The organism is Streptomyces sp. ATCC 21386 (genome assembly GCF_018728545.1).
In the GTDB taxonomy this organism is placed as follows: Bacteria; Actinomycetota; Actinomycetes; order Streptomycetales; family Streptomycetaceae; genus Streptomyces.
Genome location: NZ_JAAVVL010000001.1, coordinates 9,435,841 through 9,452,664 on the forward strand (window position 1 = coordinate 9,435,841; position 16,824 = coordinate 9,452,664).

15 protein-coding genes, 1 rRNA gene and 1 pseudogene are annotated in these 16,824 nt (G+C 69.5%); 9 read left to right on the plus strand and 8 right to left on the minus strand.

Going from position 1 to position 16,824, the window contains the following annotated elements; translation table 11 throughout:
• From GWK25_RS40515 to GWK25_RS40535, 5 genes and pseudogenes are all read right to left on the minus strand, one after another.
• Positions 1–244, minus strand: a pseudogene (locus tag GWK25_RS40515) (hypothetical protein); the annotation flags it as partial.
• Positions 245–294: 50 nt separating this feature from the next.
• Positions 295–912: a hypothetical protein gene (locus GWK25_RS40520; protein ID WP_215456528.1), complete on the minus strand. Its 618-nt coding sequence runs from the start codon at positions 910–912 to the stop codon at positions 295–297.
• 62 nt (positions 913–974) lie between these two features.
• On the minus strand, positions 975–1,451 hold the full coding sequence (locus tag GWK25_RS40525; RefSeq protein WP_215456531.1) for a hypothetical protein: 477 nt from the start codon (positions 1,449–1,451) through the stop codon (positions 975–977).
• Positions 1,452–1,712: 261 nt separating this feature from the next.
• Positions 1,713–2,543 carry an immunity 49 family protein gene (locus tag GWK25_RS40530; protein WP_215456533.1) on the minus strand — a complete coding sequence of 277 codons (831 nt, stop codon included), beginning with the start codon at positions 2,541–2,543 and terminating at the stop codon, positions 1,713–1,715.
• Positions 2,544–2,590: 47 nt separating this feature from the next.
• Positions 2,591–5,188, minus strand: a complete 2,598-nt coding sequence (locus tag GWK25_RS40535) for a hypothetical protein (protein WP_215457984.1) — start codon at positions 5,186–5,188, stop codon at positions 2,591–2,593.
• 635 nt (positions 5,189–5,823) lie between these two features.
• Between GWK25_RS40535 and GWK25_RS40540 the strand changes: the two genes are divergently transcribed.
• From GWK25_RS40540 to GWK25_RS40570, 7 genes are all read left to right on the plus strand, one after another.
• Positions 5,824–6,132: a hypothetical protein gene (locus tag GWK25_RS40540; RefSeq protein WP_033525053.1), complete on the plus strand. Its 309-nt coding sequence runs from the start codon at positions 5,824–5,826 to the stop codon at positions 6,130–6,132.
• Between the two features lie 203 nt (positions 6,133–6,335).
• The gene (locus GWK25_RS40545) at positions 6,336–7,202 is read left to right on the plus strand and encodes a hypothetical protein (RefSeq protein WP_215456538.1); all 867 of its coding nucleotides are present in this window, start codon (positions 6,336–6,338) and stop codon (positions 7,200–7,202) included.
• Positions 7,192–8,523 carry an energy-coupling factor transporter transmembrane protein EcfT gene (locus GWK25_RS40550; protein ID WP_215456540.1) on the plus strand — a complete coding sequence of 444 codons (1,332 nt, stop codon included), beginning with the start codon at positions 7,192–7,194 and terminating at the stop codon, positions 8,521–8,523. Before GWK25_RS40545 ends, GWK25_RS40550 begins: the two co-directional genes overlap by 11 nt.
• Entirely contained in the window at positions 8,520–10,076 is a 1,557-nt protein-coding gene (locus tag GWK25_RS40555) for an SCO6880 family protein (RefSeq protein WP_215456543.1), read from the plus strand. The genes GWK25_RS40550 and GWK25_RS40555 overlap by 4 nt, the downstream gene beginning before the upstream one ends.
• 54 nt (positions 10,077–10,130) lie before the next feature.
• Positions 10,131–11,564, plus strand: a complete 1,434-nt coding sequence (locus GWK25_RS40560; RefSeq protein WP_033525049.1) for an ATP-binding protein — start codon at positions 10,131–10,133, stop codon at positions 11,562–11,564.
• A gap of 57 nt (positions 11,565–11,621) precedes the next feature.
• On the plus strand, positions 11,622–11,759 hold the full coding sequence (locus GWK25_RS40565; RefSeq protein ID WP_215456545.1) for a hypothetical protein: 138 nt from the start codon (positions 11,622–11,624) through the stop codon (positions 11,757–11,759).
• Positions 11,756–13,471 (plus strand): type VI secretion protein, encoded by a 1,716-nt coding sequence (locus GWK25_RS40570; protein WP_215456547.1) that lies wholly within the window; start codon positions 11,756–11,758, stop codon positions 13,469–13,471. The genes GWK25_RS40565 and GWK25_RS40570 overlap by 4 nt, the downstream gene beginning before the upstream one ends.
• A gap of 30 nt (positions 13,472–13,501) precedes the next feature.
• On the opposite strand, the gene GWK25_RS40575 is transcribed toward GWK25_RS40570, so the two are convergent.
• Both GWK25_RS40575 and GWK25_RS40580 read right to left on the minus strand, forming a co-directional pair.
• Entirely contained in the window at positions 13,502–13,879 is a 378-nt protein-coding gene (locus GWK25_RS40575) for a signal peptidase I (RefSeq protein ID WP_215456550.1), read from the minus strand.
• Positions 13,880–13,925: 46 nt separating this feature from the next.
• Entirely contained in the window at positions 13,926–14,507 is a 582-nt protein-coding gene (locus GWK25_RS40580) for a GNAT family N-acetyltransferase (protein ID WP_215456552.1), read from the minus strand.
• Between the two features lie 94 nt (positions 14,508–14,601).
• Between GWK25_RS40580 and GWK25_RS40585 the strand changes: the two genes are divergently transcribed.
• Entirely contained in the window at positions 14,602–15,921 is a 1,320-nt protein-coding gene (locus tag GWK25_RS40585) for a histidine kinase (RefSeq protein ID WP_308404446.1), read from the plus strand.
• Positions 15,918–16,595, plus strand: coding sequence for a response regulator transcription factor (locus GWK25_RS40590; RefSeq protein WP_215456556.1), 678 nt, complete (start codon positions 15,918–15,920; stop codon positions 16,593–16,595). The genes GWK25_RS40585 and GWK25_RS40590 overlap by 4 nt, the downstream gene beginning before the upstream one ends.
• A 69-nt stretch (positions 16,596–16,664) precedes the next feature.
• On the opposite strand, the gene rrf is transcribed toward GWK25_RS40590, so the two are convergent.
• A 5S ribosomal RNA gene (gene rrf, locus GWK25_RS40595) occupies positions 16,665–16,781 on the minus strand.
• Between the last annotated feature and the right edge of the window lie 43 nt (positions 16,782–16,824).

Here is a 16,824-nt window from a genome sequence, read left to right on the forward strand (position 1 = left end):
CCGTCAGAGCCCACCCCCGGTCCCGCTCGCACAGCTCCCCCACCAGGGCGCCGCTGACCCGCCAGGCCGCCCCTCGCCCGGCCAAGAGCGGGTACTCGTACCCGCCTGGAGCCTCTCCGTCACCGTCGTCTCCGAACCTGTCGTCGCGTCCCTCACCCAAGTGCCAACGCAACAAGGTGAGATCTTCGGGCGGAAGGGACGCAGGAAGATCGAGACTGAGCTGCAGCTCGTAGTAGTCACCCATGCCGGAAGGCTAAGAGGCAGGGGGAAAAGCCGCTGCCGCTGCCGCTGCCCTCAGGACTTGAACCCGATCACCCCGAACCCGGGTCGCGACGCCGCGTGCCGCAGCCACTGAAGGACCTGCATGACCGCCTCCACGACTTCCGGCTCCAGCGGCGGCGGCTCCGCGCCCGCCGCCTTCGTCGCTTCGAACTGCTCCAACGCCCGGAGACACTGCTCGTGCCTCCACTCACCGCAGCCGGGCATGTACGTCGACGGCAGCGGGGCCGGCAGACCGCCGTACCCGAACTCCTCCACGGACACCGCGGTGATCCCGAGTGCGCTCAACCCCTCGTCAACGACCGACAGCCAGTCGCCGCGATGCGGGGTGAAACAACTGTTGTCCAGGAACGACCCCGTGAGGGAACACAGGCGCTTGTACGCATACCCGTACTGAAAGGCATGCTCCTTGTCCTCACCCTCACCGAACGGCCCCCCGTGCACGACGGCCCGCAACGCCTCGTACGCCGTCGGCGCCCCGTCCTCGATCTCGGACGCGAACCACTCGTCGTCCCGCGCCAGGTCGTCCCCGAACTCGCTCCGCACGACATCCAACAACTGCTGGTCACCGGACCCGACCAGCGCCCGGGTGGCAGCCACGTCCAGCAGATACACACTCAGAGAAGAACTCATGCCCTCAACGTAGCCGTGGCCACTGACAACGCCTCAGACAGAACCCGTAGCGCGAACTCGCCTCACGGTGTCCATGTCACTCCCGCGGAGGGCGGGAAGTCGGGGTAGCCCTGTCCCGTCCATGCCGCACCCGTGACCTCGGTGCCGGGGTCGGCGAAAACCGGCGCGCACGTCTCGTACGAGGCTCCGGGCGGGAACTTCTTCGTCTTCGGATAGGAGTCGCAGGTGGCAAAGGTCCCGATGACCAGGAGCTGCCGGGCGGCGGTCCCGTCGTCGAGCAGTCCGCTGGGCGGATCGACAGCCGCGTGGGAGAGATCGTTCTTGCCCGCGTTCTTGATGGTCGCCCGCACGTAGTACGGCGTCATCTTCTTGGCGTCGTCCCCCAACCCCAGCGAGGCCACATCAGCCTTGCTGCCCTTCTCGATCCCGGTGACGGTGACCTCGAGAACGCCCGACTTCGTCCCTCCTTCGTAGCGGAGCAGGACCGGCTCCCCAAGCTTCGCCTTCGCCCCCGCCTTCGCCGTACCGTCCTCGTTCACGCTGGACGTGGGAGACGGCGAGGACTGAGGCGAAGCGGAAGAGGGGGCACTCTGCGCAGGCTTGTCGTCGGTGGGACCCGCCCCGTCGCCGGAACCACAGCCGACGAGGGTGAGCAGGAGAAGGGACGAGGCCGCGCGCGGCGCCGACGGACGACGAATGCGGGTAATCATGCCGGGGAGCGTATCTGTTGCGAGAATTGCCCCTGGCGGGGTGGTGCCACGTCGGCTCGCGCGCTCTCGGCGGTGCCGCCAACGATCGGCTCACATGTCGATCTCGCCCTCCCAGGCGAATTCCAGCAGCGCCTTGGGCAGATATTCGGACTCGACCTCGATGGGGATGCCGCGCTCGCGGGCGAAGCAGGCGATGGCGAGAGGGCCGAGGGCGACGAGACCGTCACTGTTGACCGCCCGTTCGTCGTCGGCGCTCCAGTACAGCTTGTGGTGTCGCAGGGCGTCCACCAGTGCCTCGTTGAACTGGTCGTGATCCCCTCGCAGCATGCGGTAGAAGAGAATGATCGGCGGGGACAGGAGATGCGTCATCACCTCTTGGTCGGCGTACCGGGCGGCATTCGGGCCGGTTCCGTCGACGGCCTCGACCAGCTTTGCGGAGACGTCTCCCTCGCGGAGCCAGTGACGTTGCAGGGTTTCCACCCAGGCATAGATGTAGTCGTCGAAGACCGCACCTGAGGCACGTAGCAGAGAAACCGGTACGTGGGCCAACTGCGTCAGACGCTCCTTGTCACGGCAGATCAGCGCCAGGTAGTACGAGTTGACCCAGGTTCCTGCGTTCAGATGGGACTGGGGGCCGGTGGCGGGGAGGCGCCAGTCCTTCTCCTTGATCCGACACACCACCGTGGTGCCCTCGTCAGCGACGGCGGCGGCGAACAGCGCGGATCCCAGTTGCATGGCCGTGACCCAGGCCTCCCAGGTCTCGAACATCGTCGCTTCGGCATCCGCGGCACACCGCGTCTCAGCCAGGATCAGCGTCGACTCCATCACCTGCGCCCGGGCGATGTCGGATTCCTCGATGACCTCCAAGAGCCAGGAGGCGGTCTCGTCGAGCGACCGGATACCCGAAGCCTTGTCGGCCATGGAGTGGTCGTGGCGAGGAATGCTCGTGACCACTGGTTTTCTCCCCATCAGTAAAGGTTGAAGTGCTCAAGCTTCGCACCAGCGTACGAGCCGGTGCTCTCGTTGGCCTTCACCATGACGTACTTGAGTTTGCGGCCCACAAGCGCTCGCAGGATGTCACCCGCGATGTCACCGTTGGTCACCGTCTCCCCGGCGCTGTTGCGCACCGGATTGCCGGCGCTGTCCCGCGCCGGCAGTTCCGAGTTCTTCTGCATCTCGCTGATGATGGTCAGGACGTAGTCCTGCGTCCCCTGTTTGACCATCCAGCCCTTTGCGGCACCGGCACCCTTTCGCCACATCAGCCCGCTCTGCGGTGCTTTCGCCTCCACGATCAGCAGACTTCCGTCGTCGAGCCGGTAGAGCTGGTCGAACATGTTGGCGCCGTTGGAGGTCTTGGGCAGGTCGATCCACTGGGCGTCCGGATACTTGTTCGGGATGACGTGCCGCGCGGCCGCTTCTTCGCCCAGCGCCTCAGATATGGAGCTGTTGTTCGGTCGGTCCGGCATCGCCTGCCGAAACGCTTCCTGCGCGTCGGCAAGAGCCTTGGCATTCGCCTTCGTGGGATGCGCCTCGTACGTCTTCTCGGCAGCCGTGAGGTCCTTGGACAGCTGACGGTTCCTCGCCGCGTCCTCAAGGTGGTCGATCTCATGGGCGGGGGCAGATCCCCAGTCGTACGTCCCGTCGTCCGCCCAGCTCCGCTCGCCCGGTTTGGACGGAAGGGAGTCCTTCGCGATCCAGTTGCCGTGCTCGTCCTTAGCCAGGATGGGCAGCGGATCGCCGTTCTCGTCGGTCGCCTTGGTGCTCCAACGGTGGCCGTCCGAACGGTAGTACTTGTCGAACCAGGTCTTATCGGGGTCGTTCGCCTTCCTGATCTGTTCCTCGACGATCTTCTTCGCCTCTTCCGGGGTCCGCTTCGGCGGCTGCTCTCCCTCGTCCGCGCCCCCGGCCCCGTCGTCAGCCGTATGCCCGGCCCCGGCAGCTTCATCACCGGTCCGGCCCCCATCCCCGAGCCCGTCGTCCCCGTTCCGCCCGAGATCGTCCAGGCCACCGCCACCGCCACCCCGGCCGCCACCTGTGCCGCCCGTATCACCGCGGCCCACCGGCGGGTTCTCGCCGGTACGGCCCCCGGAACCGCCGAGGCCGTCACCCCCGCGGCCCCCCACCGCCGCAGTGTCCCCCGCCCGTGTCCCGGCCCCGGCGCCCACCAGCTCATGCTCGCGGGCAGCCCTCGGTGCCCCGGCCTCCCCCGCCCGCTGCTCCGCCGTCCGCTCGTGCCGGATGGCATCCAGGGACTCCCGTACCGTCCCGTCCGCGTTGTGCATGACCAGGGTCTTGGTGTCGAGGTAGACGACCTCGCCCTCGGGGGTGGTCATGCGGACGGAGTTCTCGGGGGTGAGGCCGGCCGGGAGGTCGTCGGCGATGTTCGGCGGGTCGGCGATCTGGTACGTGCCCTCGCCCAGCCGGATGTGCGTGCCGTTCGTGATGCCCCGCAGCCCGGCCATGACGTCACTGATCTTGACGGCCGTTCCGCCGATGCCCTTGGCGATGTACGTCATCGGGTCGACGATCCGCCCCGCCTTGCCCGCGAAGGAGATGGCCTTCGCGATCGCACCGGCCTTGCCGGTCGCCGCGACCGCTCCGCCCGCCCCGCCCGTGAAGACGGTCGTCAGGACGTTGAAGGTGACCGCTCCCGCCGCCCGGGAGGGGTTCTTGCCCCACTCGTCGTAGGCGATCAGCGCCTTGCCGGTCTCCACGACGGCGGTGCGGGAGTCGCGCAGCCAGGAGGGGAGCTTGTCGGCCGGGGTCAGCCAGTACGCCGCGCCGAGCGGCGTTCCCGTGATCAGGATGCCGGTGGCGAGTTTGCCGAGGCCGACCCAGGCCTGGCCCGCCGCGTCCCAGCCGTTGAAGCCGACCAGCGTGCCCAGGCCCTTGATCGTGCCCCACACACCGTCGACGACGAAGCCGACCGTGAAGTCCCAGGCGTGCTCATGGAAGTAGTACCAGGGGTTGGACTCCTCGACGACGTCGCCCCACGGCAGGCCCGCGGCGTTGTTGAGGTCCTCGGCGCGGTAGCCGTACGTGTTCTCTTTGTCCGACCCGTCGCCGACGGCGAGCGGCTCGCCGCCGACCAGCGCGACGATCTTGTTGTAGCAGGCCCGCTCGGCGGCCTGGAAAGCGGTCCAGGCCGCGTTGACCGCGTTGCGTCGGGCGGTGTTCTCGTCGATGAGATCGCCGTCCGCGACCCAGTCCTCGTCGTCCGCGACGCGCCGCTCGAACGCCGCCGCCTCCTCGCGCAGCGAGTTCAGCCGGTCCACCAGCGGCCGGACCTCGGCCGCGTAGTCGAGCAGGGCCTTTGAGACGGTGCCCAGCTCGGTCTGCAGGTCCTGCCCGGCCACCGCGACCGGCGCCGTCGTCGCGAAGAGCTGGTCGGCCTCGGGAGCCTTGTAGAAAGGTTCCAGCAGATTGAAGTTGGCGTCGATCAGCAGCCCCGCCGCGCCGACCGCCATCCCGTCGAACGCGATGTCACCGGCGTCCTTCTCCAGTTGCTCCAGATTTCCCGTGAACTCCGGTATCTCGGCCGAGACAACGGGCCTGTCCTCGCTCACGCCTACCCCCGTGGACGCCTTAGCAGCAGATACGTTCCCTCAACCCGGCCTTCCGCCCGCACACCTGACGCCGCGACACCGGAACACCCAGTCGATCATTTGTACCAAAATTGCGATCGCGATCCCATGCACTTCTGGCCAAAGCTCGCCCTTCAGAGGCACCCCGGCCCCCACACACGACCCTTACGTCCCCATCAGGCACACTCGAACCCACGAAGAAGGGGTGAGCCAGGGTCGACATCCCGTCAGAAGCGGGACAGGCCCGGCCTCCTGAGGTCACAGAAGGGGAATAACGACGGAACCACACCACAGGTTCCGCTTGATCCTCATTGCCCGGCGTGACCTGCCGTGATACACAGAGTGACGATACGACCCTTCGTTTACCGTTCCGCGCCCCCCGTTAGGGTCCCGCGCGGGCCGGCGGCAAGGGATCCGTACGAAACCCGCCAATCAATGACGTCAAGTCGACATACGACAGCGTCATTGTCGGCGAGAATGGGCCCGACCTCTGCGCAACCGCGCGGAGGCGTGCGGAGCGGACGCCGAGGCGTACGTGCCGCACACAAAGCGCACAACCAGCACAGACACACAGACACACAGACACACAGAACTACCCACTAGGGGCGGTGACTTACATGTTCGTTGCGGCCGACAAGGGCGACATCACCACCATCATCGGCGGAATCGCCCCGGACTGGGGGCCTTTCGGCGACCTGGGCAACGAGGCGCGCGTGATGATCGAGGTCGTGATGGCGGTCGCCATCCTCCTCTGCCTCGGCATCGCGATCTGGGGTGCGGCCAAACAGCGCATCGGCGCGACCGCCCTGCGCGACACCTTCAGCGCCGAACAGGGCAAGGGCCTCATCATCGCCGGCCTCACCGGCGTCTTCATCATCGGCTCACTGGGCACGCTCTTCACCATCGTGTACGGCATGGCCGTGTAGCGCGGCCGCCGGCACCCGCCCCGGCCGGACCACCGGCCTCGCCCGGTTCCCCTCCCACCCCACCCGTCCGTCGTGCCCACCGGCTGAGGTTGCGTTTCCCTGATGTCGAGTCTCCACACCGCGCCCGCGCGGGAACCAGCGCGGCTACCGTCGTACTGCTACGCCTTTCGGTACGACGTCGAAGTTGAAGGGGCGACCGCGGCATGAGTCTCGGCGACGAGCACGGGTACCGCGAGTCCTCGCGCTCCGGGGACGACGGGGCGTACGGGGGGTACGCCGGCACCGGCCAGACCCGGACACGCCTCCCCGAGGGCGACGGCGCCCCCTATGGCGGCGCGCCACGCCGACCTCGCTCCTCCTCCAGAAGCCTCGTCACCGTCGTCGGCGTGGTCGTCCTCCTCATCGCCGCGATCGCCTTCGCGAACCGGGGCGGCGGAGGCTCCGACACGTCCGGAGGCTCCACCGCGGACAAGCCGGAAACGGCCCCTACGGCGGCTTCGGGGGAGCGGCCGGTCACCACGAAGACCGGCGGCATCCCCTCCGGCTTCGCCCACGACCAGCAGGGCGCCGAATCAGCGGCGGCCAACTACTCCGTCGTGCTGGTCTCGGCCGACATCCTCAAGCCAGAGCGGCGGAGCGAGATCGTGCGGCAGGTCTTCGTCGCCGAGAAGGTGGCCGACCTGGCGGACAAGCTCAACAGGGCCTACGACTCGAACTTCCTGGCCGACGTGGGCTTGGACGCGGAGGGCAACGCGCCGTCCGGTAGCACCTACGTCTCGCGCACCATGCCGGTCGGCACCAAGACCACCAGCTACTCGGACAGCACAGCGACCGTTGATGTCTGGTGCACTGGCGTGTTCGGCATGGCGTCGGAGGAGACCACCAGTCCCGTCACCAGCGACTGGTTCACCATGACCCTCAAGCTGCGCTGGGCCGACGGTGACTGGAAGGTCGACAGCTTCGCCCAGAAGGAAGGCCCCGCGCCGGTCAACGGTGACAACAAGGTCTCGACGGCTGACGAGATCTCGAAGGCCGTCGAGGAGTACGGAGGGTTCACTTATGCCCGGTAAGTCGCACCACGTACTCAAGGTCGCCGCAGTTCTCACCACCGTGCAAACCGCGGCCGTTCTGCTGGCCACCAAGGCAGCCGCCGCGCCCACACCTACGCCGTCGCCCTCACCCTCGGACGACCGCTGTGACCTCATTGTCGGCCCCGCCAAGGACTACTGCGAACGAGGCGCCGGCGAAAAAGCCGACACCAACACCCTCCCCAACGACGTAACCACCACCCTCGACCCCCTCTCCTCCCTCGCCCAAGGCTGTGCCGACGCCGCCTCCTGGACCGTCGACAAGCTCTCCGAAGCCGTCAACGAGACCGCGAACGTCGACTTCACGAACATGACGTTCCTGAAGCACTACGCGGTCGTGTTCGCCGCCTCCGCCATCCTCACGCTCGTGCTGTGGCTCCTCGCCGTCACCAAGCGGGCCGTCCGCGGCGTGCCGTTCACCACGGCCATCTCGGAGGCCATCGGCTTCCTCTGGCTGACCGTGCTGGCCTCCGCCTTCACCCCGCTCATCCTCTACACCATCGTCTCGGCCACCGACGGCGTCAGCGACATCATCGCCAAGACCACCGGCAACCAGACGGACACGTTCTTCGGCACGTTCTCCGAGGCCCTGAAGAAGGGCAACGACATCGGCGGCGGCCCCATCATGCTGATCCTGGTGTCGCTGGTCTCCATCGTCGCCGCCGGCGTGCTGTACCTGGAGCTGTACCTGAGGGCCGTCCTCCTCTACGTCGGCGCCCTCCTCGGCGTCGTCGTCTACGCCGGCCTCGTCGACAAGGACCTGTGGGGCCACGTCCGCCGCTGGGCGGGCATCATGATCGCGATCATCCTGGTCAAGCCCGTCATCGTCATCGTGCTCGGCCTCGCCGGCGCCCTGACCACCGAGGACGGCCCAGACTCCCTCGCCGCGGTCGTCTCCGGCCTCGCCATCATCCTGCTCGCCATCTTCGCCTCGGCGATGATCTACCGCTTCGTCCCGGGCTTCGGCGACGAGATCGCCAACTCCCGCAACAACCGGATCATGCGCGGCGCCGAGGGCAAGGCCGCCGCCGTCATCAGCTCCCCCGCCACCCTCGTCGCCCAGGGCATCAAGACCCACAGCTCCCGGGCCGACAACAACGGCGGAGGCGGCGGCAGCAGCACCCCCCGCCCGTCCAACCCCGCATCCGGCGGCGTGGCCGCCCACAGCTCGCGCAGCGCGAGCGGAGGCGGCGGAACTGTCCCCTCCGCCGCACCCCCGCCCCGTTCGAGCCCCATCAACACCCCGCACGCCGGCAACACCCGCAACAGCAGCAACAACCGCACCGGAGGTGAAGGGCGTTGACGACCGATTCCCACCTGTCCCACGCGATCACGCCCCGCCGTACCTATCTGATCGGCCGCGCCCGGCCGAACGCGATCATCGGCCGGAACCGCGAGTCCGGCGAGATCGCGCTGATCATCGCGGGCGCGTTCCTCGGCATGATGTGCGGCCTCCTCGTCCCGGTGCTCGTCCCGCGCATCGCCCTGCTGACCGGCTTCCCGATGCTGGCGCTGGCCGCCGTGTACATCCCGTACAAGCGGCGGACCTTCTACAAGTGGTTCGAGATCAACCGCAGTTACAAGCGCAGCCTGCGCAAGGGCACGACGTACCGTTCCGCCAACATGGAGGCCGGCACCCGCCTCGACGGCCGTGAGGTCGAGGTCGGCCCCCCGCCCGGCATCGGCCGCATCACCTGGCTCGCCGCCCCCTTCGGCCCCGACGAGATCGCCGTCCTGCTGCACGCCGACCGCCGGACCGTCACCGCCGCCATCGAGATCGAGGGCCCGGGCGTCGGGCTGCGCGACTCCGAGGACCAGGAAGCCCTCGTCGACCGCTTCGGCACCCTCCTCAAGCACGTGGCCAACGGCGACGGCTTCGTCACCCGCCTCCAGATGCTCGCCCGCACGCTCCCCGCCGACCCGGACGCCCACGCCAAGGACGTCGCCCAGCGCGGCGACGACCGCGCCCCCGGCTGGCTCCAGCAGTCGTACGACCAGCTGCAGTCCATGGTCTCCACCAGCAGCGAGCAGCACCGCGCGTACCTCGTCGCCTGTATGCACTACACCCGCGAACTGGCCGCCGAGGGCCACGCCATGGCCCGCGCCGCCCGCCCCCACGGCCGCAAGCTGGACAAGGACGCCGGCCTCGCCGTCGTCATGGCCCGCGAGCTGACCGACATCTGCTCGCGCCTGCAGGAGGCCGACATCCGCGTACGGCAGCCGCTCGGCCAGGGCCGCCTCGCCTCCCTCATCCACTCCATGTACGACCCGGACCACCCCATCGACCACATCCAGGCCATGACCAAGCGCAACGCCTGGCCGGCCGAACTGGACGCGATGGAGCCGGACTACCTCCAGGCCAAGACCCGCGAGTCCTCCACCCGCGCCCCCTGGTGCCACGCCACGGCCTGGGTCAAGGAGTGGCCGATGACCCCGGTCGGCGTCAACTTCCTGGCGCCCCTCCTGGTCCACACCCCGGACGTCATCCGCACCGTCGCCGTCACGATGGACCTCGAACCCACCGAGGTCGCCATCGAGCGCATGCTGACGGAGAAGACCAACGACGAGGCGGAGGCGTCCCGCGCCGCCAAGATGAACCGCACGGTCGACCCGCGTGACGTGGCCTCCCACTCCCGCCTCGACCAGCGCGGCGAGGACCTCGCGAGCGGCGCCGCCGGCGTCAACCTCGTCGGGTACATCACCGTCTCCTCCCGCTCCCCGGAGGCACTGGCCCGCGACAAGCGGACGATAAGGGCCTCGGCCGGCAAGTCGTACCTCAAGCTGGAGTGGTGCGACCGCGAACACCACCGGGCCTTCGTCAACACGCTCCCGTTCGCCACCGGAATCCGAAGGTAGGGCCATCGCGATGCGGGACCATCCGATCCAACCGCACCTGGAGGTGAAGCGCTGATGAGGGACCCGATCTCCGCCCTCACCGACGCCTTCACGTCCTTCCTCTTCGGCAAGGTCGAGACGACCCGCCTGCCGGTCCGCACCTCCACCGGACAGGCCCAGGCGGTCTACCTCCCGACCGCCGCCCCCGGCCTCGGCGACTCCGGCGTGATCATCGGCCGCGAGGTCTACTCCGGGAAGGGCTACATCTACGACCCCTTCCAGCTCTACGGCCAGCAGCTCCCGGCTCCGCACTGGCTCGTCCTCGGCGAGTCCGGCAACGGCAAGTCGGCCCTGGAGAAGACGTACGTCCTGCGGCAGCTGCGCTTCCGCGACCGCCAGGTCGTCGTCCTCGACGCCCAGGGCGAGGACGGCGTCGGCGAGTGGAACCTCATCGCGGAGGAGCTGGGAATAACTCCCATCCGCCTCGACCCGACGGCCGCCCTCGACATGGGCATCCGCCTCAACCCCCTCGACCCCTCGATCACCACGACGGGCCAGCTGGCCCTCCTGAGGACGATCATCGAGGTGGCGATGGGCCACGGACTGGACGAACGCTCCGGCTTCGCCCTCAAGGTCGCGCACGCCTACGTCAACGAGACGATCGTCGAACGCCAACCGGTGCTCACCGACATCGTCGAGCAACTCCGCCACCCCGAACCGGAGTCCGCGGAGGCGATGAACGTCGCCATAGACGACGTACGGGCCTGGGGCCTGGACGTGGCCCTGGTCCTGGACCGTCTCGTCGACGGTGACCTTCGCGGCATGTTCGACGGCCCCACCACGGTCGGCATCGACCTCGACGCGCCCCTCATCGTCTTCGACCTCTCCCACATCGACCGCAACTCCATCGCCATGCCCATCCTCATGGCGATCGTCGGCGTGTGGCTGGAGCACACCTGGATCCGCCCCGACCGGAAGAAGCGCATCTTCCTGGTCGAGGAGGCCTGGCACATCATCAACAGCCCGTTCGTCGCCCAGCTCTTCCAGCGCCTGCTGAAGTTCGGCCGCCGCCTCGGTCTGTCCTTCGTCGCGGTCGTCCACCACCTGTCCGACGTCATCGACGGCGCGGCGGCCAAGGAGGCCGCGGCCATCCTGAAGATGGCGTCCACACGGACGATCTACGCCCAGAAAGCGGACGAGGCCCGGGCGACGGGCCGCGTCCTTGGCCTGCCCCGCTGGGCGGTGGAGATCATCCCCACCCTCACCCCCGGCATCGCCGTCTGGGACGTCAACGGCAACGTCCAGGTGGTCAAGCACCTGATCACCGAGACCGAACGCCCCCTCGTCTTCACCGACCGCGCGATGACCGAATCCTCCGTCGACCACCTGCTGGACGACGACGCCCTGCACGCCGCCGAACTGGAGGCGGAGGAACGAGCGGCAGCGTTCGTCGAGCAACAACTGAGCGAGGTCGACGGATACGGCTCCTCCGAGTCGACGGTGGCCTGAGCGGAGCGGCAGGACAGCGATGAGCCGGAACGAGCAGGGCCAGGACGAGGAAACGGCGTGAACGACGGCGGAGCGTACGGCGCGAACGAGGGCCGCGTGTACGGCGACCGGGCGTACGGAGCGGACAACGGCCGGGCGTACGGCGTCCGGGCGTACGGCATCCTGCGCCACGGCGTGTACGGCGGCGTGCGGTGAGACCGGACGAGCGGCGCCCCCGGCAGGGCGGTGGCGGCATCCCCGACGGGCTGCTGATCGCCCTCCTGGGCTTCCTGGTGAGCGTGACCCTGCTGGTCTGGTCGGCCACCGGTCTGGCCGGCCTCTTCGCCCACGGCGCCTGGCCGGACTCCGTCACCTTCACCCGCACCCCCCTGGCCGTACGCAGCCTGATCTCCTCCCCCCAGGACCTCCCCGCCGCCTGGCCGGACACCCCCGCCGCCCAGCTCTCCGGCTACGGCCTCTTCTGGGGCCTCCTCATCAGCCAGCTCATGGTCCTCCTCGTCCTGGCCGTCTTCACGATGGGCACCCTGGCACGCTGGCGAGCCGTACGAGCGAGGGACAAGGCGGCACGGGCCCAGGCGCAGGGCACCCCGACGGTGGGACCACCGGCCCAGCACCCCGGCCACGCCGCACGACACGCCCCGAGCCACACCGCCCCACACGCCCCCGGCCACGCCCAGAACACGACCCCGACCGCCGCCCCTGTGGAACAGTCGTCCCCGCTCCAGCCGTACACGGGAGACCCCACCGCCCAGCACGGGGCCCCGCCCGCCGGCGCGTCCGCGCAGCCGCACACCGCCACCCCGCCGCACACCACCACCCCCAGCGGCGGCGGCCTCGCCCCACCCGCCGGATTCACCGGCCCGAACCCGAACCCGAACCCGACGCCGACCCCGATCGCCACTGCCGCTGTCCCCACCCCCTCCGCCCCGGCCGCCGAGGTCGGGGCGACACTCGACACCGACGCCACCTGGGCCAACCCGGCCCCCACGGTCGTCCTCGGCCCCACCGAGTCTCGTCGCCCGGTCGCCGCGCAGGCCGTACGGGACGCCGAAGGCCCCGCCCTCGTCGTCACCTCCGACCCCACCCTCTGGTCGGACACGAAGGACGCCCGCGCCAAATTGGGCCCGGTCCTCCTCTACGACCCCGCACACCGCTGCGACACCCCGGCCCGCCTCCACTGGTCGCCCATCTCCGGCTGCGAGGACAAGCCGACGGCGCTGGCCAGGGCCATCGCCCTGCTCGCCCCCATCCGCCCCACCGCCAGGATCGACCAAGCGGTGGCGGACACCGCCGAGACCCTCCTGCGCAGCTACCTCCACGCCGCCGCCATAGACACCCGCACCATCCGCCACCTGCACCGCTGGGCCCAGGGCAGCAACGTCCAGGAAGCGGTCCGCACCCTGCGGACGAACCCGAAGGCGGCCCCCGGCGCGGCGGGTGAGCTGGAGTCGGCGCTCACCTCGCACCCCGAACGCCGGGACATCGCACAGCAGTTGACGGCCCGAGCCCTCTCCGCCCTGTCCACGGTCAACGTCCGCGAGGCATGCGCCCCGAACCGAGCCGACTCACTGGCACTGGATTCCTTCGTGCACGAAGGGGGAACGCTCTATGTGGTCGGCGACCCCATCGAGGACCCCAAGGCGAACCCCTCCGCCATGCCTCTCCTGACGGCCCTCGTCTCAAGCGTGGTCGAGCGCGGCCGGCGCATGGCCGAACGGTCATCCTCCGGCCGCCTCGACCCACCACTCACGCTGGTCCTGGACGACGTGGCGGCCGTGGCCCCGCTCCCCCAGCTCCCCGTACTCCTGACCGGCGGCGCCGACCAGGGCCTCCCCACCCTGGCCCTCCTCCGCTCCCGCGAACAGGCCCGCTCCCGCTGGCCCAACGCCGAACTCCCGCTGCCCTGACTACGGTCGGGCGGTCGGACGGTCGGACGGTCAGGAAACGCCCTCGTCCGGCACCGCGTACCCGGCCACGGACGGCCACCGCACCGTCAGCACCACCGACTCCTCCTCGGCGACCCAGGAGTGGTCCACGCCGCGCCCCCAGACGACATAGTCGCCCTGCCGCTCCAACACGACGCTACGGCCGGGGAAGTCGACCCGGAAACGACCGCTGATCAACACCTGCAGAGCGGTTCGTTCCTCACCCTGGACCCACTGAGCGCGCGTGTCACCCCGCGGATGGACACCCCACTTGATCTCCACCGCCTCACTCCGCCGCGGATCCCCCTCCGCCTTGAAGTGCCCGAGCAGCCAACCCCGGTCCAGCGCCGCGTCCTTGCCCGCATTGCCCACATACACGCTGTCGTCCATGCCGCCGAACGCTAACACCCGTGCCGCACGCCGCCCGCCCCACGCCCTACACCTGCGCCCACTCCAGTACGTACTCCAACTCCCGCCCCTCGTCCCCCTCGACGGTCACTCCACTGCCCACGAACCCGACCCGCCGGTAGAACGCGGCGGCCCGCCCGTTGCCCTCGTTCACGAACAACCGCACCCGTTCGACCCCGGCCGACCGGGCCCACCCGACGGCGACCGCGAAGAGTGCCTCGCCCACGCCCTTGCCGCGATGTCCGTCCCGCAGGAACACGCCCACCAGATGCGCCTGCCGCCGCTCGACGACCCCACCGAAGAAGTCCCGCACCCCGGCCTCCTCCACGAGCACGGTCACCGTCCCGACCCACTCACCGGCCACGCTCTCCACCACGAACTGCCGGCGCTCCCGAACCCCCTCCGCAGCCCCCTCCGTCCGCTCCTTCCAGAAGCCGTCCGGCCGCGCCGCGGCCTCCTCGTACGTCTCCAAGAAAGCGAGATGAGCCACCGGGTCCCGCAGCGCTGCCAGCCGCAACTCCCGCACCTCATGCCATTCCTCGGCCCGGACGGACCGGATCCGGTACCCCTCGGGAAGAACGGGGCTCTCAGCACGCGCAGGCAGCTTCATGCGGGTCACGGTAGTACCGGGGTACTACACCCTTCATCGGATTTCCGGCCCCGGTCGCACGCCCCGAGCCCGCCCCACGTACGAGGATGCCCACGTGACGAGCGACGGCACCGAACGCGACACCAACACCGGCACCGAGACCGGCACCGGCAACACCTGGCAGCCGGCCGGCCCGCAACCCCTCACCCAGTACTTCCGCCGCCTCACCCAGCGAGCCCGGGACCTGGACCACCGCCGTCCCCTGCTCTGGGACCTGCTCGTCACCGGGTTCTTCGTGACCGCCGCCCTCATCGACTACACCAGCGGTGGGTGGCGGAACATCACCGACAACCCCACCCTCCCCGGCTGGCTGATCCTCACCCTCTCCCTCGGTTTCACCCTCCCGCTCCTCCAGCGCCGCACCCGCCCCTTCGCGGCCCTTCTGACGACGCTGCCGTTCGCCCTCGTCAACACCTGGACCGGTGCTTCCCTCCAAGCCGGGGAACTCTGTCTGCTCACCGTCTTCCACGTGGCCCTGCGCACCCGCCACCGCACCCTGCTCTGGTCCTACGCCCTGGCCGTCCTGCCCTACGTCGTAGGCGGCCTCCGCCACCCCGACGAACAGGGCCTCGACCAGAACATCGTTCCCGCGGCGACGGCCCTGGCCCTCGCCGCGGTCGCCGGCATAGCCGTGCGCACCCGCAGGGAGTACCTCGCCTCCCTCCTCGAACGCGCCCGCCAGCTGGAAGTCGAACGCGACCAGCAGCTACGTCTCGCCACCGCCGCCGAGCGCGCCCGGATCGCCCGCGAGATGCACGACATCATCGGCCACAACCTCTCCGTCATCACCGGCCTGGCCGACGGCGGCCGTTACGCGGCCCCGAAGGACCCCGCGCGCGCCACCGAGGCCCTCACCGCCATCTCCACCACGAGCCGCCAGGCCCTCGCGGAACTACGCCGCCTCCTGGACGTCCTGCGCGACGACCCCGAGGACTCCTCGGCCCCGGCCCCGTCGGCAGATCTGACCCCCCAGCCCTCCCTCACCGACCTCGACCGCCTGCTCACCGGCGTACGGTCCGCCGGCCTCCCCGTCCACAGCACCGTCCGCGGCGCCCCGGCCCTGTCGCCCGGCCGCCAACTCACCGTCTACCGCGTCATCCAGGAAGCCCTCACCAACACCCTGAAACACGCGGGCCCGGGCGCCACGTCCCGCCTCCTCATCTCCTACGAGGCTTCCGGCGCCGTCTCCCTCACCCTCACCGACACCGCGCGCACCGCCCCCGCCCAGCCCGCCTCCACGAACGGCGGCCGCGGCATCCCCGGCATGCGCGAGCGAACAGCCCTGTACGGCGGCACACTTGAGGCCGGCCCGCTCCCCCACCCGCGACGCGGCTGGCGAGTCCACCTACATCTCCCGGAGGAATCCCCGCAGTGACGACCGTCCTCATCGCCGACGACCAGCCCTTGCAGCGCCTCGGCTTCCGCATGCTCCTGGAGAGCCAGGACGACATGACGGTCGTCGGCGAGGCCCCGGGCGGCAGCGAGGCGGTCCGTCTCACGGCCGAGCTCCACCCCGACGTCGTCCTGATGGATGTCCGCATGCCCGGCCTCGACGGCATCGAGGCCACCCGCCGCATCGTCTCGGCGGGCGACCGCACCCGCGTCCTGATCCTCACCACGTTCGACCTCGACGAGTACGCCTACGCCGGTCTCCGCGCCGGCGCCTCCGGCTTCCTCGTCAAGGACGCCCTCCCCGAGGAGCTCCTCTCCGGCATCCGAGCCGTGGCCTCCGGTGACGCGGTGGTGGCGCCCAGCCTGACCCGCCGCCTCCTGGACACCTACGCCCGGCATCTGCCCAAGCCCGGAGAACCCATCGCCCCAGCGCCCACGGACCCCCGTCTCGCACCCCTCACCGACCGTGAAAGGGAGATCCTCTCGGTCATCGGCAAGGGCTGGACGAACGCCGAGATAGCCACCCGGCTCCATCTCGCGGAGTCGACGGTCAAAACCCACGTCGGCCGCATCCTCGCGAAGACCGGTTCACGGGACCGCATCCAGGCGGTGATCCTGGCGTACGACACGAAATTGGTGGAGCCGTCCGATTCCTGATTCCCGGAAAGGGCCCGTAAATGCAGAAAGCCCCCGCCGGGTCTCCCGGCAGGGGCTTTCTCAACAATTGTTCGGCGGCGTCCTACTCTCCCACAGGGTCCCCCCTGCAGTACCATCGGCGCTGTAAGGCTTAGCTTCCGGGTTCGGAATGTAACCGGGCGTTTCCCTCACGCTATGACCACCGAAACACTATGAAACTATGAATACCGCACCATCCCTCGTGACCATG